Origin of the sequence: Bacillus sp. FSL R10-2201 (assembly GCF_038008665.1) — a bacterium.
Classification (GTDB): Bacteria; Bacillota; Bacilli; order Bacillales; family Bacillaceae_G; genus Bacillus_A; species Bacillus_A mycoides.
In genome coordinates this window covers 1606687-1631941 of sequence record NZ_JBBOZP010000001.1, presented here as the reverse complement: position 1 = coordinate 1631941, position 25255 = coordinate 1606687, and the positions used below count along the sequence as shown (strand labels likewise).

The window sequence follows — 25255 nt, the reverse complement described above, 5'->3', positions numbered from 1 at the left end:
ACACTCCTTATGAATTTGTAGTTTTTACTTCTTCAGTTACTTTTTGATCGTCTTTCTTTGCATCTTCTGGATTCGTTTCTCCAATCGGTTTATCAGACACCCTCTCAACAAAGCGAAGAGATACAATCTTATTATCAATAACGAGCTGTACATCATTATTTTCCGCAAGGCGAACTGTCTCTACTTGACCAGTTACTTTTTTACCGTCACCGTCGATCCCTCTTACGTATTTCCCTAAAAACTTCATTCCGCCATCAAGCGCTGTCGAATACATCGTCGTTCTTAAAGAATCAACTGCTTTTGTCATATTTTGCACTTGTTCCATAAGAGATAACTGCGCTGTCTGATTCATCATTTGATTCATATCCATCGCATTGAATGGATCTTGGTGCTGGAAACTTGATAAAAATAATTTTAGAAAATCATCTTTCCCCATTACACCAGGAGTCTTTTGCTCTCCTGCTGAAACTCCATTTGTTTGTTGAACTGGCGATTGTACACCGTTAACAGGTACATTACTTTTTTGCGCTCCTGCTTGTAACGGAATATGATTTGTACTCGTTGTATTTAATCCAACTGTTGGCACGCTTTATTCCTCCAATAATCCCGCAAATTCTTTTGACTGTTGTTTCTCATGTTTCGTATTTGCTAATTTTTGTTTTTGCCTTTGTTCTTGTTCTCGCTGTTCTTTACGTTGTTCATCTTTTTCTGAATAACTTATTTGAATATTAATTTCTTTTTCTTTTAATTTTAGCTTCAATTCGTCAAAAATTATTTCAACACGCTTTTTCGCATCGTGTTTTTCCATTTCTACATGGACTTCAATTTGATCTCCATGCTTTTTCATAAATACAGTTAATGAACCAAGTTTCTCTGGATTTAGCTGGAATAAAACACGTTCTTGTTTCACTACAAACTTTTGCAGAGCCTCTACTTGTGCTTCCATTTTCTTGCCTAAGTCAGGTAATGTAACCTTCTCAGCTCCACTATTTTGTTTTCCTATTTGGTCAGTACCCGTTGCTTTATTTAATAACTCAGCTCCGGCCGAACTTGAGTCATTTAACTGATCGACTTTTGGTAACTCTACCTTCACATCATCGCTCTCTGCTTTCGGGAGTTCTACTTCCTTAGACTCCTCTTGTTTCTTTGCAATATTACAAGTTTCTGATTCTACGACTTTTAATACTTGCAACGTCTGCTCTGGCATCGTCACCTTGTCTAGCGCCATTTGCATTGTATCTTCTAAACATATGGCATTTTTAATATTCATGTTAGAAAAAAGCTCTTGTAATTGCTGTAATTCAGCTGCGGGCAATTCGTTCAGTTTAATATTTCCGTATTCTTTATATAACGCCTGTATTTTTTGTATGTATTGATATAACAATTCTGGCTGCACACGCAATTGCTCAATTGCAACCATCTGCTCAGATACAGCTAACAATAACTGTTCTGTCTCTTTCTTTTCTTCTTTCTTTACAATCGGCTCTTCTTTCGTTACCGTTTTTTTTGCGAGAATATATTCTTTCTTCTCTTCTTCTGGTGCTTCTTCTCGTTTCGTTTTCTCCGTTTTCGGCTGTTTTTTATTTTCAATTCTCATTGTATTATCGAATGAAGAATTTTCATTTTTCGATTGTACTTCTAGCCCTTTTTCTTTTTGCGGAGGTAAACTTTGCTGCACCGGTAATACAAACTGTATCACTACATCCACCTCATCCGTTCATACACATTTTTAAATCAAGAAGCATTTTTTCTTCCAACTTTTCTTTTACTTTCGCAAGCTTCTTACAATCTTCTTCATACATTTCATCAATGACACGTTCTTTTTCTTTTATTTGCTCTAAAAAGCTTTCATTTTTTTGAATAAAACCTTCTGTTTTTTTAATTTTTCGATTCCATTCTTCTATTCTTTCAGGTGAAAATGTATGTGATGAAAGCATACCAGCCATAATACGTTGTCCCGTTTGTACAACCTTATTGCGTGATTTCACAACATATAGATCATATTCTTTTTTTTGTTCTATTTTTCTTTTTTCAGCTGTTAGTTCGTACACTTCTTTCAAGATATGTTCTTTCTCTTGATTAATCTGCAATTTAATCGTGTCGTACTGCTGCTTATCCACCCGTTTTCATAGCCCCTTCCTATTATAACGTTACCTTTTTCTATTATATAGTTTTTTTACAAAAAAATCTGTGAAATATTAAAATCAAAAAAATAAGACCTCAAAGGGCGAGATCTTATACAATATGGTGCATCGCTTGGACAACATCTTCAAACTGAAAACTATCCGTTCGACCTTGTTTTAAAAACGTATTTATAGCTTCTACTTTATTTTTACATTCAAAAATATAAGCATTTTCTTCATTCTCTTGAATTGTTCCTAGTTTAAAATACAATTCATTCTCTTTATAAATAGATAGAATTTTTCTCATTTCATTTGCAAGTTGCCAATGATTCGGCGATACGATTTCTTCCATAATCCTACTTACCGAATCTAATACCGAAATGGCAGGGTAATGACTAAGAGTTGCGAGCTCACGTTTTAATACAATATGTCCATCTAAAATACCACGAGCTAAATCTGGTACAGGACCATTTAAATCATCACCATCAACTAACACTGTATAAATACCTGTTATTGACCCTTTTTGCGTTTTTCCTGATCGTTCTAATAACTTTTTCATATAACTTTCCATTAACAGTGTTTTACCACCGATCGGTAATTCCTTTACCGCAATATCAACACTTCGGCGTGCATCAGCAAAACGAGTAACAGAATCCATCATAAGTAATACGTTATTACCTTGGTCACGGAAATATTCAGCAATAGATGTTGCAAGCTTAGCCGCACGAAGTTGCATAAGGTGACTTTCATCTGACGTTGCTACAACAACGACACTTTTTTTCATACCTTCTTCGCCTAGTTCTTTTCGAATAAAATCTTTTACTTCTCGGCCACGTTCTCCTACTAAACTAATAACGTTAATATCAGCTTTTGCGTTTTTCGCAATCATTCCAAGCAAGGTAGATTTACCAACACCCGATCCTGCGAAAATACCAATCTTTTGACCAATCCCAATCGTTAACATGGAATCAATCGATTTAATTCCCGTTTCAAATACATCTGTAATTTCTTCACGCTCAAATGCATGAATCGGCGGTGCATCTAATTTTATTTTTTGTAGTGGAATGTTTTCAGTGTTCTCATTTAACACTTCACCATTCGCACTTAACACTTTCCCAAGTAAATGATTACCACGAGGTACAACAACATCTTCTTCAATTAATGTAACTGCATCTCCGTAACATACTTTTTCTGTCTGTCCAAATGGAAGTAGCATATTATTTTCTTTTTCAATCGCAATTACTTCACATAAGACACTATGTTCTCCAACGAGACAAACATCTCCAATCTTCGCTTTTGGACCTTTCGCTACAAAAAACTGCTCTTGTACACTATGAACTTTGCCAACTTTCGTATAAAACGGTGTTTCAATAAATGTATTCCATTTATTATGTTCATTCATTAGCTCGTTGTTCATACATTTTGCTCCTCAAACAACTTCTCTTCTTCCCACTTATGACGAAGCTTCGCAAATATAGGCGCAAATTTAAACTCAAAAAACTCTTTCTCTTCTTCCAGAACAAATTCGCCAAACTGTAAAGAAAAATCATACTTCCATTCTACTAATTGTAGTAGCCAATACTCTTTCGTATTTTCTTTCTCTTCTTGTATACGTTCAAATGTTTCTGGATGAACCGTTATAATTAATTTTTCAAATGAAGTAGGCAATGTTTGCACGATGCCTGTTAAAATCGGCAAAACGTCTAATAAGCGCGAATCTACCGCTTGATTCACTACTTTTTCTGCTAACTGAAAAGATTGATTCCATAATAACTCTGTCCATTCGTATGCTGTTTCTTGTTGTTCTTTTTGAAACTGTATACGCGCTGCTTCCATCTGTTCCATTTGTTCATGAATATGCATTTGAAACTGTTCTTTATCTTGCAACAACTGCTGACGCTCTCGTTCTAGCATTTGCTGCTGCTGCCTTAGCTGATTCATTTCAATATGTAATGCATCTTGCTGTGCAAGAAGTTCTGCATGATCCACTTGTATCTCTTCTTCAATGTGAACTGATACTGGTTTCGGAAATTGTAATTCATACGTTTCTTCAGAAAAAGAAACAGAATTCTTCGGAATTCTGTTTTTAAATAAGGACATCATCTTCACCTCTTTGAACGATAATTCTTCCTTCTTTTTCTAACTTTTTCACCGTACCTGTAATCGTTTGTTGTGCTTTTTCAGCATCCGTCATCTTAAGCGGTCCTAAGCCATCTAACTCTTCAAGAATCATCTCTCTACGGTTTGAAGACATACATGTAAATAGTTTCTCTTTAATTTCTTCTTTTGCAATTTTAAGTGCTTTCGCGATAACACCGTTATCTGTAATTTCCTCTAATACACGGCGAAGCGCAAGATCCTCAAGACCAAGTAAGTCTTCAAAGACAAACATATTTTCTTTAATTTTCTCAGATAACGCATAATCGACTTCATCCAGCTTTTGAAAGACTGTTTTTTCAACACCTCGTGAAACATTATTTAAAATGTTCACTATTGTTTTCAATCCATCTGTTTTATTAATAGCACTAAATGCCATATTATTTAATTTTGCTTTTAATAACTCACCAATTTGATTAATTAATTCACCATCTACTTGTTCAAGCTTTGCAATACCCATTACCGTCTCTACACGTTTATGATCTGGTAATCTCTCAATTAATTGAGAAGCAAGTTGCGGCTTAATATAAGAAGCAATAATCGCTATCGTTTGTGGCGATTCATCATTAAGCACTGTAAGAAGTGGCTCTAAATCTGTAAGTGAATTTAAGAATTCAAATGGATTATCTTTGTTATACCAAAGGTCTTCCAATAATTTTTCCAACTCGTCTTCTGGCATATTTTTAAATATACGACGAATGTATTCTTTATCTGGAGTTACTAAATTCAACTCTTTTACATTTAGTTCGTACAAAAACTCCCCTAGTACATTTTCTAACGTTTCTGGTTTATATACACGAAACTTCGCGATTTCGCGAAGTAACACTTCTTTTTCCTCAGCCGTCATATATTCAATGACTTTTGCTGCCACCTCTTCGTTTAATGTACGAATGAGGATGGCAGCTTTCTCTTTGGAGGAGATTTCATCTAACATTGTTTTTCCTCCCTTACTGTCCGTTTAACCATTTTTTAATTACTTTTGCAGTACCTTCTACATGCTCTTTCGTAGCTTCCTGCACTTGATCATCTAATGTAGGTTCTGATGGTTCTACCGGTTCTGGCTTTGGCTCTGGTACTATTTTTTCTTCAGGAATTTCCAGGATACTTTCACTACTAGCAGCAATTTCTTCTTCTGCTAAGTATTCTTCATATTCCTCTTCTTCTCTCTTTTTCTTACGTCTTGCTAAGAAGAACCATACTAGGCCAATTATTGCTAGCAAGCCAGCTGTAATTCCACCGAATAACCACCAGTTCATACCACTTTTTTCTGGCTCTTTCTCTTTTTCAACTTTCGGCTGGTCGAACTGAACAGTTACAACGTTAACTTGACCGTTTGTAAAGTTTCCATTCGGATCAGCTTGAAGCCCAGCTGCTGTGCCAATCGCTTCTTTAAATGTTGTCATATCAATTTTTCGTTTTACTAACGTATCGTTATCTACCCATACAACAACATTTGTTTTTGTTAATTCCGGATGTTTCTTAATTGTTTCAACTGTTTTATCTATTTCATAGTTTTCAATTTTGTTACCATTTTTATTATCGTAGACAACTTTACCGTTTTGATTATTGTTCGTACCGTAGCTCGGCACTTCACCGTTCGCTGTAATACCCGCACCTTGCTTCGTATCTGCTCCTTCTTGCGCAGTAGAACTTTCCTCTTGCTCTTGTTTACTGCGAAGTACACCTTTATCGCCATATTTTTCTGACTGACGTGTAACTTCATCGTAGTTTACAGACACTTTCGTATTCACTTTATATTCATTTGATTTAAACATCGTCATTAACGTTGCGTCAATATCTTGCTTTAATTTACCTTCAATTTGATGCTGCATCTCTACTTCTTTTTCATAAGAAGAGGAACTGTTAGAATGCGCTTCATCTGTTCCTTTTGAGATGATACCTTTTTTACTATCAATAACACTTACTTCTTCTGCTTTCACGCCAGGAACTGCCGCACTAATCATTTGCTGTATACCAGCAACTTGATCAGCTGTTAATAATTGTCCACGCTTCACACCAACAGTTATCGCCGCTGTTCCTTTTGCTTTTTCTTCATCAAAAATTGTTTCTTTTTCAGGTAATGTAATTTGCACATTTGCCGTTTCAACTGTCGCGAAGTTTCGTACAATATCTTGCTCCAATTGCTTTTTCGTGCCGACAATCTGCTTCATTTTCTTATCTTGTTCACTTGAACCGAGTGAGCTTTCTAATAGAATTTCCTCACCGCTTTTTGAATTAAACGGCAAGCCCATTCCATTCATTTCTTTTCGAACCCATGGAGCATCGTTCTTTTGCACTCGAATCGAACCATCGGCTGCTAATTGGTAATCAACACCTAGCTTCGATAATTCTGCTGTAATCTCTTGCTTATCTGTATCATTTAAATTTTGATATACAACAACATATTTATCTGGCAAGGTGAAGTATAAAAGTGCTCCTGTTGCAATCGCTAAAAGCGCAGCACCAATCACTAACTTATGCCACGTTTTCAGCGATTGGAAAACATTTTTTATCTTTTCCATTTAAATACACCCGTCCATTTTCCTAAATTTGCATATTAATTAGTGACTTATAATTTTCAATAAGATTATCGCGTACGAGAGCAGCTGTTTTCATTTGTGATTCAGCTTTCTTCTGCTGAATTAAAACGTCATGCGTTTCTCCTACCCCTTTTGTCAGTAAATCATATACTGCTGTTTGGGCATTATTTTGCGTTTGATTCATATCTTCCAATAAATCAATAAACTTTTTGCCTTCAACTACAGATGTTTCTGAAGTTTTCTGTGTGCCAATCGGCTGAATCGCTCCAAATGGCTGTGTATTTAACATTGGTTGAATTTTCATATTTCCCCTCTTCCCCCTTATCCTCGGCCGATTTCTAAATCTTTATCGAGCATTTTTTTGTTCGCATTTAATACGCTTGTATTTGCTTCATACATTTTTTGAGCAACCATTACATTCGTCATCTCAGCTGTCACATCAATGTTCGGATAACGTACATATCCTTCTTCATTTGCATGCGGATGCGTCGGATCATACACAAGGTTTTCATTTCGATCCGTTTCAATACTTTTTATTTTCACTCCGTTAGTAGGAGCTCCATCTAGCATGCTTGCAAAACTATTATTTGATTCCAACACCACACTTCGGCGGTGATACGGCTCTGCGCCCGGTGCTCCCGTCGTATTTGCATTTACGATATTGTTAGAAGTAACTTCCATCCATTTTCTCGCTGTAGTTAGCCCTGAGCCACTTGCATTAATTGCCTGAAACATCGTTGTCTCCCCTTTTACTATTAACGTCCACGTGCTGCTTGGTTAATAGCGTATTGCGTATTAATTGCATTAATTGAAACACCGTATAATTGGTTTGTTTTCATTAAATCTAGCATTTCTGTCGTTACATCAACACTGTTTCCATCTTTATTCGTTTGCATTGATTTCGTTTGAATCTTTGCGTATGTATTTTTCGTATTTGCTGTCGGTAAGTGCATTACATTCGTTTGATATAAATCTGGATTACTCTTTAAATCCGCAGCATTTTTTTTATATAATGCACTGCTCATATTCATTTGCTCAGCAAATGTTACATCTTGTGCTTTATAGCCAGGTGTATTCGCATTTGCAATATTACTAGAAACGGTATTTCGCTTCGTTACTAAATAGTTCATATAATGACTTACATCACTAACTAAATCTGGCATATTCCACACCCTTCCTTTTCCATCATGCTTGTTTAGCGCATGATCATCCACTGATGGAAGTTTCACTTTATTATTCATTTTCCTATATGTATTTATTTATTAAAATATTATCTATTTTGTACCCTTACATATTTTATTCCATTTTTCCATTGTTGTCTTTAGAAAAATACAAAAATATAAAAAAGAATATAAAAAACTGTATACGCGTAGTAATCCATGTAACATTTTGATATATAAACAATAAAAAAAGAGCCTCCATACACTTCTCTCCATAAAATAAAGACATCTTATTTTTCATTGTTTGGATTATTACCATTCTTTTTATTACAGTCATAAAGTGAAACCTCAATCAGCGGAACGCCTTATTCAAACAATGGAATGGATCCCCTTTTAAAAGGGGTATCCATTTCCATATTTCCCCATTAAAATTTACCGTAAAACGAATTCGCTTTCATTCGTCCATCATTTGTCATAATCATTTCTTCCAAAATCTTTTGCTTATCTCGAATATGCTGTGCTGCCTTAATTATTAATGGACTCACTTCCGCTGCAACATCTGCGCGCGTCTTTTCATCCAAGGTCATCATCCAGCGATTTAACATAGCACTTTTCTCAGCAAATTCTTCATCTGACACTTGCAATTCACCGATTTCATTAAAACAGCCGACAAACGCTCGATAAATATCATTGTTCATTTTCGAGTGCTCCGCGGTAACCGTCTATTAAATCTTGTAACACTTGTACAATCGCATCCATGTCTTTTGCTTCACGCGTTACTTTCATCGTCTGAATTTGAATGCTAATCCAATCATATAAACCGAATAGACTATCATATAAATCTTTCGTAATCTCAGGATTTAATTGAAGCTTTAACTCTTCAAAAATACGTTCTAATTTTTCAAGAAGCGCATCTCCTTCTTGTAGTTTAAAAGTATTTAAAAGCTCTTCTAAATTACGAAACTCAACGATACATCTTTCATAAATAAAAATTGTATTTTTAATCGGATTACTCGTCATAATATCATTTTGCATATAACGTTGCCATGCTTGCATACAATCACTTCCTTAACTTTCATTAATCATCACTTTTTTGTTTTGTCATTGCTTTAATAGTTTTCAATTGGCTATCAAGCTCCGCTAGTGTACTTTCTAGTTTTTGATACTTCTTCACGATTTCATCTTGTTTTTGCAGATTTTGTGTTTCAATATCTTTAATCTTTTTATCTAAATCACTTACACGAGAATCGATGTTTTTTACTCGCTCTCCAACTACACCTTTATCACCAAATAGTTTATCAAGTGGCTCTTCCATCATCTTCCCTAAACCGTTAGAACCAAAGAAAAATTGCTTCGCTGCATCCGGCTTGTCTTTTAACGCTTTTGTTAATTGTTCATCATTAACTTCCATCGTCCCGTCTTGCTTTAATTGAATTCCAAATGAAAACAAATAATTACCGTCTTGAGAAAATGTTACGACATTATTCATCGCTTGACGTACACTTTGCATAATAGCTTGACCTTGGAAAGCTCCACCTTTTCCAGCAAAAATATCTATTGTAGAAACAGCTTTATTATAATCAGCCACCATCTTTTTAATAATATTTGATGCGTCTGTTACATTTGAATCACTTACTGTAAACTTCAGATCTATACCTTTTGCTTTTGGATCTGTTGTTGTACCTGCATCTGGTGTTCCTTCTGCTTTTGACTCCGTCACTTTTAGTAATTCAATTTTCACACCAGGAAGAGCTTCAATTGTATTGGTAGAACTTTTACCTGGGATACCGTTTATACTATATATGGCATTTTGCGCTTCATTAATTGTATTGACTGCTGTGCCATCCGCCTTAGCTAAACCAATATCTTGAAACAGTGTAGATGTGTTCTCCTTAAAATTAATTTCTCCATCTGTTCCTTCTTTTTTCGAGGACATAAAAATTTTATCTCCAAGTGTATAAGCCGATACGCCATAATCTCCATCATTAATTTTATTTATTAAATCTTTATATGTCATATCAGTTGTTACTTTTAGATCTTTACCGCCTAGTTTTAATGTTTCATCTTTAGGAAGTTTTGCATTTATATCAGTAATAGGATTAGAAGCTATTTGATGACGCTGTGCAAGCTGTGTAATCGTCATATTAAAAGTTCCTGCAATCGCGCCACCATCAGCTTTTACATTAATATAACCGTCTTGTGTTGTTGTAACTTTTTTCTCATTCCCTTTAAAAGCCGCTAAGTTTTTAAAAGTTTGTGTGAAAGAACTAAATTCTGATTTTAAGCTTGTATATAATAGTTTATCTTGTGAAAGTTGGTTCTTTTCATTAGTATATGGTGTTTTTCTCATATCTAACGCTTGCATTTCTAATTCTACAAAGTTAGAAGTATCGATCATATTATTTCCGAGGTTCCAAATCTGTTGTCTACCACCAATACCTGTTAACGTCCCTGCCATATTTCTCACTCCTTATTGTTTACATATAATCTAAAATACTCGTTTTACTCATCGTGCTAACTGCTTTAAGCGTTGCTTCATAAGTTGCATTAATATACGCTAGGTCTGAAATTGCTACCGCTAAATCAACATCTTCAATTTCTTTACGATTTTCTTGAAGCGCTAAATTTTGCTCACTTAAAATTGTTTTAAATGTCTCCATTGTATTCATTGTTGAACCAACTTCAGTTGTACGGTTAATGATGCCATCTAAGTTTTTCTTATTTTCTCCTAATAATGGTTGCAAAGCTTTTTGATCACCGTTATTCAGCGCTTCACTCATCTGTTTTAACGTTTTTATAACTGGTGATAATAATTCTTCTCCGTTACGAAATGCTTTTAATTGATAACCGTCATTTAGTTGCCAGTTCACATCATTTTTTCCACCTTGATACGTACCATCTTCTGTAAATGGGGCTTGTTCAGCACTATCCCCACCGAAAATATAACGGCCTTGCTCTTTCGTATTCGCTAAATATACAACTTGTTTTAAAATTTGATCAATCTCTGCACCGATTGCCTTCAATTCTTTTTCACTATTCGTCCCATTTAGCGCTTGTACTGTTAATTGATCCGCTCTTGTTAAAGATTTAAAAACACCTTGTAAAGTATTTTCAGTTTGTGTTAGTACATTTTTCGAATCCGCTAAATCTTTTTGCATTTGTTCAATATTTGCTAGCGAATGTTGAATCGCAAATGATTTACTTGCCGCCAGCGGATCTTCACTCATAAGAAGGTTTTTCTTCCCAGAAGTTACTTGATTTCGGTGGTATTGCTGTTGCACATTCAAATCCATCATCTGATTCTTTGCCCAATTTGCATTTTGAAACGTAGATACTCTCATCTCTATCTTCTCCTTTATCTATATTTGAATTGGCGTGAAGAAGAAACCGCAACTATATACGGCTCTCCTCTTCCCTCATAAAAAAGACTTTTCGTTTTCATTTAATTTATATAGGGGGGACGCTTGCTAAACATGGCTATTCTCTCCCTTAACTTCCCCTTCACCCATCTCATATCTCTGGTCTAACATGGCTTGGTCCACTAAAAGGCTCTGTCCGCTTCTACCTTGCGCCGGATCCTCTCTTCCATCATAAAAAAAGCTTTTTCGATCCTTCTACATGCTATCTAATAATCGAAAACAAACTATCAAACACTTCATTCATCGTCGTAATAGCTTTAGAGTTTGCGACAAAATATTTTTGGAAAGCCATTAAATTAACCATTTCTTCTTCCATATTTACGCCTTCAATACTCATTTTTTCTTGTTGAATACCTTCTAATAAATCTTTATGAATATTTTGATAAGCATTCACTGCACTTTTATCAGAAGCTACACCAACTATAAATTGGTCTAATGCTTGTTTATAAGAAAGACCTTCTTTATAATCTCCCTCTGTAATTCCTGCTAGTTTATTTGCTGTTTCAGCAGAGATTTTCATTTTCGAAACATCTTTTGCGAATTCAGGGTTTAACTGAATATCTTTCGCATGATCTCCAACGAAGAAATCTTTTCCCATCACTGTATTCACTTGACCTTTTACAGAACTCATTAATTCTTCAAGGTTTTTCTTATAACTAGCAATCTTCCCTTTCGTATCTATTGCTGATTGAATGGCTCCACCTGTTAAAGGAATATCCGATCCATAAATCGCAACAGACATTGGTTCTTTTTCTTTATTTAATTGAAGTGGATATGTATCTTGTCCATTTACTGTTAAAACACCATTCATTCTAACACTCGCGATATTAGGATTCATAGATTCATAAGATACTTCAATATTGGCATACTTAGACATCTCTGTAACGATGCGATCACGTTCGTCTAATAGTTGATTAGGTACTTGTGTCCCTGCTTGTCCAATTTTTTTATTCGCCTCTGCTAAACTAGCACCAAGACGATTAAATTCATTCACATGTGCTTCAATATCTTCTGTCGTCTGTGCTTCTGCTGTATCTAAGTTTTTCGCAAGACGATTTATCTGACTTGTGAACTTCCCAGTTTCAGAAACTAATGTATCGTAGTAGTTTGGTTGTTCTGGATTTTTTGCAACTTCACGAAAAGCATTGAAGAATCCATCCATTAAACTAGATAATGAATTTTTCCCTGTCGTTCCTACCATAGACTCTACTCGTGATAAAGTAGAATTCATATATGCGTAGTAAGAGAACTGTGACAACTGATCATTAAATTGCTTCGTTTTCACTTCATCTGTAATACGGTCAACTCCTAATGTTTGTACACCATAACCGATTCTCTGTTCAGGCGTATGACCGTTACTTGCTCCAACAGATCCGTAATTTACCATTTGACGAACATAACCCGGCGTATGAATGTTAGATAAGTTTTGTTTTGTCGTTTGTAATCCCATTTGGGCCGCTAGCATACCAGATAACGGCGTATTATAATCAGATAATCTCATAATGCTTCACTTCTCCTTTACAATAGTTCATTCATAAAGATTTGCGAATTATTGTTTTTCTCCAAATTGTATTCAGAAACGGAATCCACAATACTTTCTGTAGTTTTTAATAGTACGTTTAAGTAATATTGATTTTTCAAAAGAATCATTTTTACATTTTCTTCTAATTCATTTAAACTTTTTTGTAATTCTTCCATTTTTTCATTTTCTTCCTGTGAAAAATACGAAAATAGCGAACGCATACGCAGCGGTTCAACTTGTTTTTCTTTACAAAGCTGAACAACCATTTCCTCAAAAGATCGCGATAATCCTTTAACACCTTCTATGTACTGCAATTGCTCTACTTGCAACTTTTGAACTGCATTTACATTTTTATTTTTTAAATTCTCATATATTTGTTCCCCAAGCGTTTGAATATTTTCATATGCCTTTTGAATAATAACGAGCTTTTCATATAATTGTATGTACATATAGCTTCCTTTCCTTTACAAGACTAAATTTACAATCAAACCATGAATTTCTCCAATTTGATTTAACATTTCTAAATGCCCTGTTTTCGTATTAATTAAATTCATAACATCTTCTAACTCAGTTAATCCCATTTCAGCTTGTTTTACGATCGTCATTTTCTGCGAATATCCGTAACGCGGATGACGAGACATAACATCTTTATACTGCAATACGTTATCAACGTAAAAATTCAAAAATGATTTTACAGTATTTTTGTATTCCATTACATTATCGAGCGTTAACTCTAATTCGATTTTCTCTTTAATTTCTCCAATGTTATCAACAAGTGCTTCCATTTGTTCTAACAATTTATCTTTTTTCGGATCTGCATGCAAATTATCCGAAAAAGCAAGTCCTGTTCTGACATTTGCTTCTTTCGGCATTTGAGTAGCAGGCGGTATATGCGATAAAATTGGATTATGCGAGATAGAACGCAGCATATATATCACCTATTTATTTTTTTATTTCCTTCCAAACTTAATCGTAAAATCCAGTTATTTATAATTATACTCTGTACAATGATATTTTGCAGTTATTTTTTATAGAAGATATGTTACAATTTAGCATGAGGTGGCACAAATCTATGAATATTTTTCTTTGTGGTTCAAATCAATTAACAGCATTAGATCAGGAAGAAATAAAAAAATTTTTAATTGACTATGCTCACAAACATAAAATTTACATATTATGTTATAAATCTATTGAAAATGAAGTTCTTCGTTTTTTCATTGAAAATGAAAGGCTCGCTCAAAATTTATGCCTTTACACACTGCAACCGTTACATGTATTAACAGACGAATTTCAAGAAGTCGTTGATTATTTAAAAAAACACGGAGCAGAGTATATTGCTTTTGATCATCCTTCCGACTCCATTTATCGATCAGATTATATGTTTTTTGTAAAGCAAATTATCGAAGATACCGATTTAGTTCTCTGTTTTTATAACGGAGATAAACATACGTCTGTCATTCCCGTTGACGTTGCAAAAGAAGCAGGAATTGATGCTGTTATTTATGATTTACCAGGCTTACATGAAAAGCAGCTGAAAAAAAGCTTTGAACAAAAAATTCGTATGATGTAAAGGGGGAGGCACAATATCGTTATTGTGCCTATTGTAAATATGATAACTGAACAAGATTATAATCAATTTGTCGTAAGTTTTAAACAGCACTTTAATATGGATATCGCTTCCTATAAGCAAGATAGAATGCGCCGAAGAATCGACGCTTTCATTTCGAGAAAAGGTTTTGAAAATTACACAAATTTTTTAAATAATTTACGCACCGATCAAACGTTATTTTTAAGTTTTATTGACTATATTACAATTAACGTATCAGAGTTTTTCAGAAATAAAGAGCGCTGGCAAACGTTAGAGACGAAAGCTCTACCAAAGCTACTTGAACAAAATAACGGTAAATTAAAAATTTGGAGTGCTGCTTGCGCTGCCGGTGAAGAACCATATACACTTTCTTTAATATTATCGAAGCGTCTAGCTCCGTTTCGTTATGACATTCAAGCAACGGATCTTGATTTTCATGTTTTAGCAACTGCAAAACGTGGTCAATATACAGAACGCTCTTTGAAAGAATTACCTAATGATTTAAAACAACGTCATTTCACAAAAGAAGATGATACATATATATTGCATCAAAATATTAAACAGCAAGTTACATTTAAACAACATGATTTATTAATGCAGACATTTGATACGAACTACGATTTAATCATTTGTCGAAATGTAATGATTTACTTTACAGAAGAAGCAAGAATAAAGCTTTATGAAAAGTTTAGTCGTTCTTTACGAAAAGGCGGCGTACTATTCGTTGGTAGCACAGAACAAATTTTAACACCCGAACGCTACAATCTTCAGCGCTTTGATACATTCTTTTACGAAAAAGTATAAAAGAAGGTCGTCATAATTAAAATGACGACCTTTTTTTATTATATAATACGAATCAATATGATACCTATAACCCACATGAAGAGAAATAGAGCCGTAACAGACCATTTATGCTCTTGAATCGTATGTTTCAACGCATGAGATAATTGCGTCATATTCATTTCTGCAAGTGCTCTCCACACGCTCACATCACGTTCTTTAGAAATACGATCCGTACCGCTAATTAAAATTGTTTCGTTAGACAATTTTGTCATGTAAGCTGTAATAACTGTTATCATTAAATTCGTATTTCCTTCTGATGTATCTTGTTCCACTCTAGAAATGAGCGCACTTACATCAAGTAACGGAATATGCACTTTTCTTCCAAACGAAAGCTGCACTTCAGCGAAATCATACGTTCCGTCTAATAACGGAACTCCCTTTATATGAGCTTGTTTAATAAGCCCCTGCAAACTTTTAACAATTTGTTCATATATTTTTTCCGATTGCTTTCCTTCCTCAGACAACATATGTAGCTTTGAAAACAACTGCAACACCGTATCCATTTCCTTAGAAAGCATTTCTTTTACAATCTTTCCATCACCTAAACTTGCAAGCAAAATCCCTATTTCATTGTTTTTCGAAATGATTTTGGGCTGCCCAGTAAACACAAGGTTACTCCGCTTTCGTTCTTTCTGAATTTCATGTTCTGAAATAGCTGCAGGCTGTTTTAATGGTTGTAGCGTCTTATTTTGAATTGTCGTACGTTTAATTTCCATTTAAGCGCCTCCACTACTATCAAATTATTAGCCCCATTCTTTATTACTCTTTAAAACTAAAAACAGTACAAATAATCCTGACATAACAGCAAACACATTAGAAGCCTGTACTCCCTGCTCACTTTTTTCCTCTTTCTTTTCTTGTTGTTCTTCTATTTTCTCTTTCTTTTTAGAAACGACTTGATTGTCATTTCCGCTTTTTTTCTCTTTATGAACCTTCACATTATTTACTTCCTTGTTGTCTGTTAACGACTCTTTTATAACGTAGTTGATTTCCTCTTTTTCTTTCAACGGCTCTTTTATATAAGAGTTCACTTTCTCTTCTTGCTTTGGAATTTGAACAACTGGAAGTTTTTCTTCTGGAAGCGGCATCTCTATTTTCGGATCTTCCTTCTTCTCAATTTCTTTCTTATCCTCTACTTCATTTTGATTCTCTTGCTCTTCTATCTTTTCATCATCTTTCACTTTTTGTTCGATGATAGAAACGATATATTCACTCTCTGTCACAAGTTTGTTACCTGCCCCATCTGTTACTTCCACAATAAGTTGATGCGGCCCAACAGGTAAAGCTTCTGTTATTTCAAATATTTTCTGCCAATCCATGTCGCGTTTATTATAGTCTAATAAAAAAGTAATATCGTTACCGTCTTCTTTTCCTTTTAATATAACGCGCACTTCTTTAACAACCGATTCTATATCTACCGTTTGTACTCGTATATGAACGGATTCTCCCTTTTTCCGTTCAATTAAGTTCCCTTTTGCCTCATCAATACTAACTTTCTCTAACTTTGGCAATTCTTTATCTATAGTTGGTGCTTCATTGTTTATACGAATGAGCGGGACATTTAATTCGTTCTCTATTACTTCTTCCTTCTCATCTTCTTCATAGCTTTCAACGAGCCTAAGGTTCCAATCACCTTGTAAATCATATATTCCGGCCTTATAATTAGCGATCCATCGCTTCGTTTCTTCTTCATACTCAAAAGATATTATTCTCTCTTGTCTGTACTGCTCACCATTTTTTTGTAATTGTAATATGCCTTTTACACTTTGAATGTTTTTTTCATTTGATTCTACAGCAATCCGCACTTCTTCGCCAACCTTTAGCTCCTGCTTATTAACTGTAATAACCCCTCGGTCTGTTTCTATCGTTCTTTCTTCTTTTTTTTCTTTCCCTTGCTCATTTTCTACTGCTTTTTTTTCATCTTCAACCGAGGGCATTTCCACTTGTTCCGGCTGTTCCTGAACTTCTTTATTTTTTCCCTCTTGGTCATTCATTTCGCTTATATTTTGATCTTGTACACTTTTTTCTTCTGCCTGTCCTTGCGTTGGTAAAAATATACATATATGTAAAAATAACCAACTAACTAGAAAAAACTTTACGTTTTTCATCTATTTGTTCAAACTCCTATTTTGACGCCTTATAGCGATTTCGTCACTTTTATTCCGAAAAACCCATCTACATTTACAAGTTCTCCATACGCCACTAATACATCGTTCACATAAATTTGAATCGGTTCATCAATATCTTCATCAAGTACGACCGCTTCATTTTCTTGTAGACTTAAAATATCTTGAATTGTTCTCACTGTACTTCCAAATACAAATTTAACATTCATTTCTACATTTTGTAGAATAGATGTATCCATATATACTGGCTCAACTTGCTTGACTTCTTTATATTCAATTGGCTGTACGACTGGTGCAGGAATTTCTTCCTCTTCAACAACTTCCTCAACTATTTCTTCTTGCTCTTCCACCATCGGATATAGAAGTCTTCTAACCATTTCTTTCGCTTCTGATATCGGTAGTATTTGATACATCTTTGATTGAAGGAGATCACCAATTTCAAGATTAAAAGTAATTTGAACGAGTTCGTCAACTGCCATCGACTCTCCCAAATATTCCATTTCTTCTTTTAAAGAAACAAATTTAACGTCTGGTGGTGTCATATCCATTTTTTCTTTAAACATTTCTGACATCGCTGTTGCAGCATGCCCCATCATTTGGTTCATAATTTCTTTAATGCCACTTAACTCTAATTCACTTAGTTCTTTCTCCGGATCAATTTCACCCGTTCCCATCATCATTAAATCTACCATTGTTAAAGCAACATCTTTCGTAAATACGAATACATTCTCATTTTTTAGTCCTTCAACAAAATCGACATTTAAAATAACAAACGGAACCGGTACTCCTTCATAATGACGAACATTAATCGCCTCTACATTTGGTGTACTAATAGTGACAGGCTGATTTAAAAGCGTCGATAGTACTGTTGAAGCCGAACCGATTGAAATATTCGCAATTTCACCAAGCACATCTTTCTCTTCTTGTGTTAATTGCTCTTTTTCTACATGCTCTTCTAAAATCTCAGTTTCCTGCACTTCCGCCGGCTCATCTATCTCTTCTTCCACACCACCAGATAATTGTAACAATTTATTTATCATTCGCTTCGCATGTTCAACTGAAACAACCTGTACAAGCTGAGAATTCACAAGATTATCTATTTTTAATTCAAACGATACTTTAACAACCATATTATTCCCATTAATACCAGAAATCTTCTCCATCTCTTCTGTAAGTTGCACAACTTTAATTGTTGGCGGAGACATGTCTACCGTATCTTGGAAGAATTCTGACATAGATGTTGCTGCGAATCCCATCATTTGATTCATAGCTTCTTGTACTGCACTTAGCTCTAATTCACCAAGCTCTTTTCCCTCTTCAACTTCACCTGTTCCCATCATCATTAAATCAGCAATAGATAAAGCAACATCTTGCTTTAAGACAAGAAGATTTTCCATATCTAATCCTTTTGTGAAATGGATATTTAATACAACATGTGGAATTTCAACATCACTTGTATCATATAAATCTACCAATTCTACTTGAGGAGCAGTAATACTTACTTGCCTATTTAAAATTGTTGATAATACAGTCGAAGCTGAACCAAATGATATATTAGCAATCTCACCAAGAATATCGCATTCTTGAGGCGTTAAATGTTCATATTCTTTTTCTAGCACAATTGTGCCAGTATCCCCTTTTGTGTGTTGCTCAGGCATTTTTCCTGCCTCCTCATTTTTGTTTTTCTATCAAATGATTTAAACTCTCTATTACATTCGTTATATTTTACCAAACTTATCATCCGAATTGTGAACATGTATTTATTTCCACAATATGTGTAAACGACGGTTTTCATATACTTATATTATTAGTTCTACCCAAAAAGCTCCCCAATTGTATACAAGTGGGGAGCTTCCTTCATTCCTATTATAAACCTTCTGGGTTTAAAATGAGGACCACTCGTCCATCACCGAGAATTGTCGCACCAGAGAAATAGTTAGAGCTCTCTGCAAAGAAATCACCTAATGACTTTAAGACTATTTCTCTTTGACCGATAATTGTGTTTACGATAAGTCCATAGCTACGATGTGTATTACGAACAATTAACACAGGAACCATTTGACTATCATATGATGCGAACGCCTCATCTACTGTTTTTTCACCAAATACAGTACTTAAATGTTTCACTTCAATAATTTGATTGCGATAGTTTAAAACGTCTTTCCCTTGTAACGATTGTATGTCTTCTTTCTTAATTCGAATGGCTTCAGCAATATTGCCAAGAGGCAAGGCATAACGCTTATCATTTGTTTGAACAAGCATTGATTGAATAATAGACAATGTTAAAGGAAGTTCAATTCTGAATGTACTTCCTTTTCCTTCTTCAGAATCAATAATTAAATGCCCACCTAAACTATGAATCGTATGTTTAACAACATCTAATCCAACCCCACGTCCAGAAAGGTCAGATACAACTTCCGCTGTACTAAATCCCGGTTGGAAGATAAGATCAAACACTTCACGATCCGTTAATTTATTTGCCTCTGATTCCGTTACAACACCATTTTTTATCGCTTTTTCTAATACTTTTCCTTTATGAATACCATTTCCATCATCAGTAATTTGAATTACGACATGATTTCCACTATGAAACGCCTCTAATTTAATAGTACCGGTCTCATTTTTCCCGGCATCACGTCGGTTTTCGACAGTTTCAATACCATGATCAATTGCATTACGAATTAAATGAACGAGTGGATCACCAATTTCGTCAATAACAATTTTATCAACTTCAGTATCTTCACCTTTAATTTGTAAATCGATTTTTTTACCTAAATCTTTCGCTAACATACGTACCATACGCGGAAAACGATTGAAGACCGTTTCAATCGGTACCATACGCATATTTAACAATACATTTTGGATATCTTTTGAAATATCCCCTAATCTATTTAAATGCTCGATTAACTCTTTATTTTGAATCGTTTCTGCTAATTCATCAATTCGTCCACGCTCAATTACACTTTCTTCAAACATATTCATTAATCTTTCGATTTTTTCTAACTGAACACGAATAGAACGATTCTCTACTTTAGCATTTTTCGTTTTTGTATTACTTTTAGCCGGTGTAGTACTAGCTGTTGGAGTTCGTGCCTCTAGAGATGGATCCAGCTGCGTTGCTGCAATAGATTGTACGATTCCTTCTTCAGCTATATTTCCTTGCTTCACTTCTACTTTCTCAATTTCAGAAACGTGAAGCACCACCTGTTTCAATTCTTCAACACTACGATCAGTATCCATATATACTGTAAACTCAAATCCAAAAGCATCCGCTTCAATTTCTTCAATGCTTGGAACCGTTTTTTGTATATCCCCTACATTTTGTAATGCTTCAATACACATAATGGCACGTACTGCTTTTAAAATGGCTTGTTGTTCGACGGTTATATATACTTCATGTGAAACTGTATCATCATTGTTTATACTACTTTGCTCTACTTGTTCCATAGAAGCTTCTACATTCCCATTTAATAATGCTTCTAATTTATGCTTTGTAGATACAACATCAATATTACCCATTCCGCCCTGCTGCACATCTGTAACCATCTTTTCTAAATTATCAATGCACTCAAAAATAACATCAATAATATTAGCATTCACCATCATATTTCCATGACGGATTTCGTCTAAAACATTTTCCATCTTATGAGTTAAATCTGCCATTTCCGCAAATTCCATACTCGCAGACATACCTTTAAATGTATGAGCTGAGCGGAATATTTCCCCTACAACACCCATATCGGCAGGATTCTGTTCTAAATTTAGCACATTTTCATTTAGCGACTGTAAATGTTCTTCTGCTTCTTCAAAAAATATATTTAATAGATCTGTTTGCATTTTAATCCCCTACCTGTCTAACAAACATTTCATTTATGTATAACAATTTAGTGTTTTATAACGAGAAAAAAGGGGGCCACACGTCTATCCGCTATCATTGATTTGATTCTTTGTGGCACCCCTTCTATATTAGCTATTTGCTACTTTTGTTAAAGCTTCGATAACACGATCGGCTTGGAATGGCTTTACAATAAAGTCTTTTGCCCCGCCTTTAATTGCATCTAATACCATACCTTGTTGTCCCATTGCGGAACAAATGACAACCTTTGCACTCGAATCAATTTTCATAATTTCTTTTAATGCTTCAAGTCCGTCCATTTCAGGCATCGTAATATCTAGTGTTACAATATCAGGTTGAAGCTCTTTATACTTTTGAATCGCTTCTACCCCATTCTCTGCTTCACCGATAACTTCAAATTCTGAATTACTTTTTAATAAGTTTTTAATCATTGTTCGCATAAACATCGCATCGTCTACAACTAAAATTTTATGTGCCATTCTTTTTGGTTCTCTCCCTCTATGTATAAATATATCTTAATATTTCACCTTATCATTCTCACTCATTATACAAAATAAAACGAGAAAATTTAATATTTTTTTAAAAGAATTTCTGTATTTTTATTATTTTATTAATAAAATGGAAATATATTATTCTTTAATATATATTACAACGCGCCGGTTTTTCTCCCAATTTTGCGGTGAATCATTTGATGCTACTGGTTTTGTGTCCGCATATCCTACCGCTGCTAATCGTTTATCATCTACATTATACACTTCAATTAAGTGGTGAATCATATTAGCTGCTCGTGCTGAAGATAATTCCCAGTTGGAAGGAAATTTTTCATTATGAATCGGTCTACTATCTGTATGTCCTTCTACAACAATTGGGTTTGGTACCGATTGAAAGAACCCTACTAATTGACTAATTACTTCTTTTGCTTCCGGCTTAACATTCGCATCGCCTGTATCGAATATTAAGTTATCTACTATAACGATGCTAATACCTGTATCTTCTCGATATACATTCACTTGACTAACACCATTATTATCTACATATGCTTTTAACTTTTTATACAATTCATCCATTCGTTTTTTTGAAACTGCTTTTTCATCATTTTTTTCATGTGAAATATCTGGTATTGTACCTTCCATTACTTTCGCATCCACTTGTTCTGCATCACTAAACTTTTCAAGCATCTTCGATAATTTTACTGTATCTTGTTTTGATGTAGCAACTAATAGTACAAAAAAAGTCAATAACAACATCGTTAAATCAGTAAAAGTCGTCATCCAACGAGGCGATCCTTTTTGCGGTCGTTTTATCATCACCATACCACTCCTTGAAATATTAGGCTGCTCGTTTTTCTTTTTTTATCTTCGTTTCATATACGTATGTATCAAGTTTTAACTTTAACTTAGAAGGAATTTGTCCTCGGTAAAGCTCTGTGATTGCTTCTATTACAAACTTCTTCTCTGTATACAAATCTTCAATGCCACGATACACTTTTTCAGATAACGGTATTGCAATCATGTTTGCAATAACAGATCCATACAATGTCGTCAACATAGCAACTGCCATTCCTGTACCAATTTGCGATGTATCTTGCAAGTTTTGAAGCATAATAATAAGACCAATTAAAGTTCCTATCATACCCCACGCTGGAGCGAAATCACCAATCTTATCTAATAATGTTGCTCCTTTTCTTAACTCATATACTTCTGTTTCAACATCTCTCATTAATACTTCTTTTAATTCTGCTTCATCATATCCACTTAACATTAAACGAATCCCCTTTTGAATAAAAGGATTGTCTACTTGCTCTCCATCAACTTCTAACGAGAGTAAACCATGTTTTTTAGACTTCTTTGAAAAATCAACGAACAAATCCGTTAACTGTTCTAGATTTTCCTCTCTTCTATGTAAAACAGTAAAAATACTTTTCGTATATTTTTTTATTTCTCCAAATCTATATGCCACAATAATTGTCGCTGTTGTTCCCCCTATAACGATCAAAATAGATGAAACATCTAAGAAATTTTTAAAAGCTTTTATTCCACCACCGCCAAGCATGATCGCTGCAATTAAAATAACGAAACCTACTACAATGCCAAAGGGGCTAGAAATATCAAACTTCCTTTTTTTCCTTTGCGGTCTAGCTAATCCTTGATTTTCGTCTCCCATATTCCTGCCCTTCCTTTTTCGTTTTCGTAAAACATTTTTTTATTTTAATAATGCGTTTTCACATATAACAATCATTATACGCGTATCATCTATTTATCGCAATATACTCATTAAATTGACACATTTCATTTCTATATTAGAATTATAGTATAGAAATATGAGGAGGATCACGATGGAACATAACATTTTACAAGTCATTGCATTAGCAGAAAAACTAAAATATGAAATGCGACATAGTTGGCTTTCTAACGGACGTCAAGAAAGTGTTGCTGAACATACGTGGCGTATGTCCCTAATGGCTATCTTAGTTGAGCCTTATTTGGATCAAAAAGTAAATATAGAAAAATTACTTAAAATGGTTATTATTCATGACCTTGTCGAAGCAGAAGCTGGTGATATTCCTGCCTTTGATACGATGAATAGCCGTGAATTACAATTACAAAAACAGAAAAATGAGCTAGAGGCCATTTTAAATATTAAACGTACACTAGAAGGTCCTCTCGGCGTGGAATTATACGATTTATGGATGGAGTTCGAAGCGAAAGAAACGTATGAAGCAAAAGTTGCTAATGCACTTGATAAACTTGAAGTAAAAATTCAGCATAACGAAGCTGATATTGATACTTGGCTACCAATTGAGCATAAAATGACTTTCCAAGTTGGTAAACATACAGATTTTGACTCTTTCTTATCTAGATTACAAAAAATCATTGAACAAGACGGAGAAAAAAAATTACTAGCTGCTGGCATTGACGTTGAAGCATGTAAACAATAACCATTTAATTATGAAATAAGACACTCAAAATGAGTGTCTTATTTCATAATTGTTGATATTGCCTGCTTATAAATAAGTTGTTGTTTTCCATCTACTAATATTAATACTGTAAATCTATCTACTCCAACTACTTCCCCTACTATTCTTACTCCGCTCTTTAAAAATATAGTAACTGCACCTTTTTCTTCTTTTATTTGTTTATACAACTCTTCTTGTAAATGTTCCAATAACTGTTCTCTCCTTTATCAGTAAATAATCCTAATATAAAAAATTAAAGATTAATCACTTACATACTTTGCCTTTTATATTCATAAACTTATTAATTAGTATATCTAAATCTCGACTAAATAACAAAACTTTATCATGATCTAATCCATGCCTAGCAACAAGTTGAATTAACTCTTTCTTTTTGTGTTCTATTTTATTGTGTAATTGTCCCATCTCCATCTCTATACTAAAACTCCCTTTTCCCATAATATTACTTGTAAAATTATAGTACATTTCCACTCATAAAAAAATAAAAAAATGGCTTTTTTTACAAATTTTATATTTATGAAAAGAAATTTTAATGTAATTGTAAGTTACATCCCCCTTTCATTTGCAATACATTCACCTAGTATACACTTCCATATTGTTTTACCATTTTAAAAAAAGCGCTATGAAACAAAGTAAATATCACATTTAAATCCGATCACAGGCTCTTGTCTAATTAGAAGTAAGACTTGCTCCTTTTCTAAATAAAAACATATCTTATAAAGTAATCCATTAGTTATATAGATTAATTTCCTAAAAAGGAGGAAAAAACATGAGCTTTGGTGGTAGTTGCGCTGGTTTCGGCGGTGGATTTGCTTTACTCATCGTGCTATTCATCCTTCTAATCATTATCGGATGTAGCTGTTGGGGTGGCGGCGGAGGGTTTTAAATATAATACGTATCCTTTTCGCTAAACTCTAAATGAATGAAATATGTTAACTAAAAACTAT

Annotated in this window: 30 protein-coding genes; 4 read left to right on the top strand and 26 right to left on the bottom strand. The window is 34.3% G+C overall.

The window, feature by feature from the left end:
- Positions 1 to 7: 7 nt before the first annotated feature.
- The 17 genes from NSQ69_RS08510 to NSQ69_RS08430 form a co-directional block, all read right to left on the bottom strand.
- Entirely contained in the window at positions 8 to 586 is a 579-nt protein-coding gene (locus NSQ69_RS08510) for a flagellar hook assembly protein FlgD (RefSeq protein ID WP_002012033.1), read from the bottom strand.
- Between the two features lie 3 nt (positions 587 to 589).
- Entirely contained in the window at positions 590 to 1699 is a 1110-nt protein-coding gene (locus tag NSQ69_RS08505) for a flagellar hook-length control protein FliK (RefSeq protein ID WP_002126592.1), read from the bottom strand.
- A gap of 10 nt (positions 1700 to 1709) precedes the next feature.
- Positions 1710 to 2120, bottom strand: a complete 411-nt coding sequence (locus NSQ69_RS08500; RefSeq protein ID WP_002012036.1) for a hypothetical protein — start codon at positions 2118 to 2120, stop codon at positions 1710 to 1712.
- 115 nt (positions 2121 to 2235) lie between these two features.
- Positions 2236 to 3540: a flagellar protein export ATPase FliI gene (fliI, locus tag NSQ69_RS08495; protein WP_002126588.1), complete on the bottom strand. Its 1305-nt coding sequence runs from the start codon at positions 3538 to 3540 to the stop codon at positions 2236 to 2238.
- The gene (locus tag NSQ69_RS08490) at positions 3537 to 4223 is read right to left on the bottom strand and encodes a FliH/SctL family protein (protein WP_033706611.1); all 687 of its coding nucleotides are present in this window, start codon (positions 4221 to 4223) and stop codon (positions 3537 to 3539) included. Before NSQ69_RS08490 ends, fliI begins: the two co-directional genes overlap by 4 nt.
- Complete coding sequence (gene fliG, locus NSQ69_RS08485; RefSeq protein ID WP_002030936.1) at positions 4210 to 5214, bottom strand: flagellar motor switch protein FliG; 1005 nt, start codon at positions 5212 to 5214, stop codon at positions 4210 to 4212. Before fliG ends, NSQ69_RS08490 begins: the two co-directional genes overlap by 14 nt.
- 13 nt (positions 5215 to 5227) lie before the next feature.
- A complete protein-coding gene (locus NSQ69_RS08480) occupies positions 5228 to 6802 on the bottom strand; it encodes a flagellar M-ring protein FliF C-terminal domain-containing protein (protein ID WP_050000159.1) in 1575 nt (524 codons plus the stop codon).
- Between the two features lie 22 nt (positions 6803 to 6824).
- Positions 6825 to 7124, bottom strand: a complete 300-nt coding sequence (gene fliE / locus NSQ69_RS08475) for a flagellar hook-basal body complex protein FliE (protein WP_002064631.1) — start codon at positions 7122 to 7124, stop codon at positions 6825 to 6827.
- Positions 7125 to 7141: 17 nt separating this feature from the next.
- Positions 7142 to 7555: a flagellar basal body rod protein FlgC gene (gene flgC, locus NSQ69_RS08470; protein ID WP_002030933.1), complete on the bottom strand. Its 414-nt coding sequence runs from the start codon at positions 7553 to 7555 to the stop codon at positions 7142 to 7144.
- 20 nt (positions 7556 to 7575) lie between these two features.
- The gene (flgB, locus tag NSQ69_RS08465; RefSeq protein ID WP_050551290.1) at positions 7576 to 8061 is read right to left on the bottom strand and encodes a flagellar basal body rod protein FlgB; all 486 of its coding nucleotides are present in this window, start codon (positions 8059 to 8061) and stop codon (positions 7576 to 7578) included.
- A 344-nt stretch (positions 8062 to 8405) separates the two neighbouring features.
- Positions 8406 to 8678 (bottom strand): hypothetical protein, encoded by a 273-nt coding sequence (locus tag NSQ69_RS08460; RefSeq protein ID WP_002126578.1) that lies wholly within the window; start codon positions 8676 to 8678, stop codon positions 8406 to 8408.
- Positions 8668 to 9036 carry a flagellar export chaperone FliS gene (locus NSQ69_RS08455; protein WP_002012050.1) on the bottom strand — a complete coding sequence of 123 codons (369 nt, stop codon included), beginning with the start codon at positions 9034 to 9036 and terminating at the stop codon, positions 8668 to 8670. The genes NSQ69_RS08460 and NSQ69_RS08455 overlap by 11 nt, the downstream gene beginning before the upstream one ends.
- A 22-nt stretch (positions 9037 to 9058) precedes the next feature.
- On the bottom strand, positions 9059 to 10438 hold the full coding sequence (locus NSQ69_RS08450) for a flagellar hook-associated protein 2 (RefSeq protein ID WP_063226106.1): 1380 nt from the start codon (positions 10436 to 10438) through the stop codon (positions 9059 to 9061).
- Positions 10439 to 10457: 19 nt separating this feature from the next.
- Positions 10458 to 11321 carry a flagellar hook-associated protein 3 gene (locus NSQ69_RS08445; protein ID WP_002168743.1) on the bottom strand — a complete coding sequence of 288 codons (864 nt, stop codon included), beginning with the start codon at positions 11319 to 11321 and terminating at the stop codon, positions 10458 to 10460.
- Between the two features lie 280 nt (positions 11322 to 11601).
- Positions 11602 to 12900 (bottom strand): flagellar hook-associated protein FlgK, encoded by a 1299-nt coding sequence (gene flgK, locus NSQ69_RS08440; RefSeq protein ID WP_002126575.1) that lies wholly within the window; start codon positions 12898 to 12900, stop codon positions 11602 to 11604.
- 17 nt (positions 12901 to 12917) lie between these two features.
- The gene (locus tag NSQ69_RS08435; RefSeq protein ID WP_002064619.1) at positions 12918 to 13370 is read right to left on the bottom strand and encodes a flagellar export chaperone FlgN; all 453 of its coding nucleotides are present in this window, start codon (positions 13368 to 13370) and stop codon (positions 12918 to 12920) included.
- A 15-nt stretch (positions 13371 to 13385) separates the two neighbouring features.
- The gene (locus tag NSQ69_RS08430) at positions 13386 to 13850 is read right to left on the bottom strand and encodes a YaaR family protein (RefSeq protein WP_002086502.1); all 465 of its coding nucleotides are present in this window, start codon (positions 13848 to 13850) and stop codon (positions 13386 to 13388) included.
- Between the two features lie 143 nt (positions 13851 to 13993).
- Here NSQ69_RS08430 and NSQ69_RS08425 point away from each other — a divergent pair, with 143 nt between their 5' ends.
- Both NSQ69_RS08425 and NSQ69_RS08420 read left to right on the top strand, forming a co-directional pair.
- Positions 13994 to 14491, top strand: coding sequence for a flagellar motor switch protein FliG (locus NSQ69_RS08425; RefSeq protein ID WP_002086503.1), 498 nt, complete (start codon positions 13994 to 13996; stop codon positions 14489 to 14491).
- Between the two features lie 39 nt (positions 14492 to 14530).
- On the top strand, positions 14531 to 15313 hold the full coding sequence (locus NSQ69_RS08420; protein WP_341099140.1) for a CheR family methyltransferase: 783 nt from the start codon (positions 14531 to 14533) through the stop codon (positions 15311 to 15313).
- 38 nt (positions 15314 to 15351) lie between these two features.
- Here the strand turns inward: NSQ69_RS08420 and NSQ69_RS08415 are convergent, their stop codons facing one another.
- The 7 genes from NSQ69_RS08415 to NSQ69_RS08385 form a co-directional block, all read right to left on the bottom strand.
- Positions 15352 to 16068 (bottom strand): hypothetical protein, encoded by a 717-nt coding sequence (locus NSQ69_RS08415; protein WP_078421952.1) that lies wholly within the window; start codon positions 16066 to 16068, stop codon positions 15352 to 15354.
- 27 nt (positions 16069 to 16095) lie between these two features.
- The gene (locus NSQ69_RS08410; protein ID WP_341099138.1) at positions 16096 to 17460 is read right to left on the bottom strand and encodes a transglycosylase; all 1365 of its coding nucleotides are present in this window, start codon (positions 17458 to 17460) and stop codon (positions 16096 to 16098) included.
- 29 nt (positions 17461 to 17489) lie between these two features.
- Positions 17490 to 19136 (bottom strand): flagellar motor switch protein, encoded by a 1647-nt coding sequence (locus tag NSQ69_RS08405; protein WP_002126565.1) that lies wholly within the window; start codon positions 19134 to 19136, stop codon positions 17490 to 17492.
- Positions 19137 to 19344: 208 nt separating this feature from the next.
- On the bottom strand, positions 19345 to 21315 hold the full coding sequence (locus tag NSQ69_RS08400) for a chemotaxis protein CheA (protein ID WP_002012065.1): 1971 nt from the start codon (positions 21313 to 21315) through the stop codon (positions 19345 to 19347).
- 129 nt (positions 21316 to 21444) lie between these two features.
- The gene (locus tag NSQ69_RS08395; RefSeq protein WP_000940577.1) at positions 21445 to 21813 is read right to left on the bottom strand and encodes a response regulator; all 369 of its coding nucleotides are present in this window, start codon (positions 21811 to 21813) and stop codon (positions 21445 to 21447) included.
- Between the two features lie 150 nt (positions 21814 to 21963).
- Complete coding sequence (locus NSQ69_RS08390) at positions 21964 to 22641, bottom strand: OmpA family protein (RefSeq protein WP_098632096.1); 678 nt, start codon at positions 22639 to 22641, stop codon at positions 21964 to 21966.
- A gap of 22 nt (positions 22642 to 22663) precedes the next feature.
- Positions 22664 to 23497, bottom strand: coding sequence for a flagellar motor protein MotP (locus NSQ69_RS08385; RefSeq protein ID WP_002012069.1), 834 nt, complete (start codon positions 23495 to 23497; stop codon positions 22664 to 22666).
- A gap of 172 nt (positions 23498 to 23669) precedes the next feature.
- Here NSQ69_RS08385 and NSQ69_RS08380 point away from each other — a divergent pair, with 172 nt between their 5' ends.
- Positions 23670 to 24272, top strand: a complete 603-nt coding sequence (locus NSQ69_RS08380; RefSeq protein ID WP_002030912.1) for an HD domain-containing protein — start codon at positions 23670 to 23672, stop codon at positions 24270 to 24272.
- A gap of 38 nt (positions 24273 to 24310) precedes the next feature.
- On the opposite strand, the gene hfq is transcribed toward NSQ69_RS08380, so the two are convergent.
- Both hfq and NSQ69_RS08370 read right to left on the bottom strand, forming a co-directional pair.
- Positions 24311 to 24499: an RNA chaperone Hfq gene (gene hfq / locus NSQ69_RS08375; RefSeq protein WP_002012071.1), complete on the bottom strand. Its 189-nt coding sequence runs from the start codon at positions 24497 to 24499 to the stop codon at positions 24311 to 24313.
- A 55-nt stretch (positions 24500 to 24554) separates the two neighbouring features.
- Positions 24555 to 24773 carry an aspartyl-phosphate phosphatase Spo0E family protein gene (locus NSQ69_RS08370; protein ID WP_002141097.1) on the bottom strand — a complete coding sequence of 73 codons (219 nt, stop codon included), beginning with the start codon at positions 24771 to 24773 and terminating at the stop codon, positions 24555 to 24557.
- A gap of 304 nt (positions 24774 to 25077) precedes the next feature.
- Between NSQ69_RS08370 and NSQ69_RS08365 the strand changes: the two genes are divergently transcribed.
- A complete protein-coding gene (locus tag NSQ69_RS08365) occupies positions 25078 to 25194 on the top strand; it encodes a YjcZ family sporulation protein (protein ID WP_000007805.1) in 117 nt (38 codons plus the stop codon).
- Positions 25195 to 25255: the final 61 nt, after the last annotated feature.

Excerpts from the sequence above, each read along its gene's own strand:
- fliI (WP_002126588.1), bottom strand. The coding sequence starts at position 3,540 with ATGAACAACGAGCTAATGAATGAACATAATAAATGGAATACATTTATT.
- NSQ69_RS08490 (WP_033706611.1), bottom strand. The coding sequence starts at position 4,223 with ATGTCCTTATTTAAAAACAGAATTCCGAAGAATTCTGTTTCTTTTTCT.
- fliG (WP_002030936.1), bottom strand. The coding sequence starts at position 5,214 with ATGTTAGATGAAATCTCCTCCAAAGAGAAAGCTGCCATCCTCATTCGT.
- NSQ69_RS08480 (WP_050000159.1), bottom strand. The coding sequence starts at position 6,802 with ATGGAAAAGATAAAAAATGTTTTCCAATCGCTGAAAACGTGGCATAAG.
- fliE (WP_002064631.1), bottom strand. The coding sequence starts at position 7,124 with ATGAAAATTCAACCAATGTTAAATACACAGCCATTTGGAGCGATTCAG.
- flgC (WP_002030933.1), bottom strand. The coding sequence starts at position 7,555 with ATGTTTCAGGCAATTAATGCAAGTGGCTCAGGGCTAACTACAGCGAGA.
- flgB (WP_050551290.1), bottom strand. The coding sequence starts at position 8,061 with ATGAATAATAAAGTGAAACTTCCATCAGTGGATGATCATGCGCTAAAC.
- NSQ69_RS08460 (WP_002126578.1), bottom strand. The coding sequence starts at position 8,678 with ATGAACAATGATATTTATCGAGCGTTTGTCGGCTGTTTTAATGAAATC.
- NSQ69_RS08455 (WP_002012050.1), bottom strand. The coding sequence starts at position 9,036 with ATGCAAGCATGGCAACGTTATATGCAAAATGATATTATGACGAGTAAT.
- NSQ69_RS08450 (WP_063226106.1), bottom strand. The coding sequence starts at position 10,438 with ATGGCAGGGACGTTAACAGGTATTGGTGGTAGACAACAGATTTGGAAC.
- NSQ69_RS08445 (WP_002168743.1), bottom strand. The coding sequence starts at position 11,321 with ATGAGAGTATCTACGTTTCAAAATGCAAATTGGGCAAAGAATCAGATG.
- flgK (WP_002126575.1), bottom strand. The coding sequence starts at position 12,900 with ATGAGATTATCTGATTATAATACGCCGTTATCTGGTATGCTAGCGGCC.
- NSQ69_RS08435 (WP_002064619.1), bottom strand. The coding sequence starts at position 13,370 with ATGTACATACAATTATATGAAAAGCTCGTTATTATTCAAAAGGCATAT.
- NSQ69_RS08430 (WP_002086502.1), bottom strand. The coding sequence starts at position 13,850 with ATGCTGCGTTCTATCTCGCATAATCCAATTTTATCGCATATACCGCCT.
- NSQ69_RS08425 (WP_002086503.1), top strand. The coding sequence starts at position 13,994 with ATGAATATTTTTCTTTGTGGTTCAAATCAATTAACAGCATTAGATCAG.
- NSQ69_RS08420 (WP_341099140.1), top strand. The coding sequence starts at position 14,531 with ATGATAACTGAACAAGATTATAATCAATTTGTCGTAAGTTTTAAACAG.
- NSQ69_RS08415 (WP_078421952.1), bottom strand. The coding sequence starts at position 16,068 with ATGGAAATTAAACGTACGACAATTCAAAATAAGACGCTACAACCATTA.
- NSQ69_RS08410 (WP_341099138.1), bottom strand. The coding sequence starts at position 17,460 with ATGAAAAACGTAAAGTTTTTTCTAGTTAGTTGGTTATTTTTACATATA.
- NSQ69_RS08405 (WP_002126565.1), bottom strand. The coding sequence starts at position 19,136 with ATGCCTGAGCAACACACAAAAGGGGATACTGGCACAATTGTGCTAGAA.
- NSQ69_RS08400 (WP_002012065.1), bottom strand. The coding sequence starts at position 21,315 with ATGCAAACAGATCTATTAAATATATTTTTTGAAGAAGCAGAAGAACAT.
- NSQ69_RS08395 (WP_000940577.1), bottom strand. The coding sequence starts at position 21,813 with ATGGCACATAAAATTTTAGTTGTAGACGATGCGATGTTTATGCGAACA.
- NSQ69_RS08390 (WP_098632096.1), bottom strand. The coding sequence starts at position 22,641 with ATGATAAAACGACCGCAAAAAGGATCGCCTCGTTGGATGACGACTTTT.
- NSQ69_RS08385 (WP_002012069.1), bottom strand. The coding sequence starts at position 23,497 with ATGGGAGACGAAAATCAAGGATTAGCTAGACCGCAAAGGAAAAAAAGG.
- NSQ69_RS08380 (WP_002030912.1), top strand. The coding sequence starts at position 23,670 with ATGGAACATAACATTTTACAAGTCATTGCATTAGCAGAAAAACTAAAA.
- NSQ69_RS08370 (WP_002141097.1), bottom strand. The coding sequence starts at position 24,773 with ATGTACTATAATTTTACAAGTAATATTATGGGAAAAGGGAGTTTTAGT.
- NSQ69_RS08365 (WP_000007805.1), top strand. The coding sequence starts at position 25,078 with ATGAGCTTTGGTGGTAGTTGCGCTGGTTTCGGCGGTGGATTTGCTTTA.